The organism is Streptomyces beijiangensis (genome assembly GCF_017315755.1).
Taxonomy (GTDB): domain Bacteria; phylum Actinomycetota; class Actinomycetes; order Streptomycetales; family Streptomycetaceae; genus Streptomyces; species Streptomyces beijiangensis.
In genome coordinates, this window is the sequence record NZ_JAFLRJ010001211.1 from 1 (window position 1) to 298 (window position 298).

At 72.5% G+C, this 298-nt stretch carries 1 pseudogene; it reads left to right on the top strand.

Annotated elements, in window-relative coordinates:
• Positions 1-298, top strand: a pseudogene (locus J0695_RS41210) (hypothetical protein); the annotation flags it as partial.

Genomic DNA, 298 nt, shown 5'->3' on the forward strand with positions numbered 1-298 from the left:
GATCGCCCCTTCCCTCACCTCCCCGGCCGCGAAGCCGCCATCGCCGCGTACATCGACCGGCTCCCCGACGGTGCGGACATCTCCGTCAAGACGCTGGCCAAGGTCGTCCCCGCGTACGGCCAGTGCGCCATCCGCACCGCCCTGCGCAACCTCACCGCCGCAGGTCACCTCCGCCGGGGCAGCGAGCATCTCGCGGGCGAGGGCAGCCAACGGTGGGTGACCCGGACCTGGTTCACCCGTACCGCACGGGACGACGCCTGGTGGGCGGCGTACGCAACCGGCAAGGAACTCCCCCAGG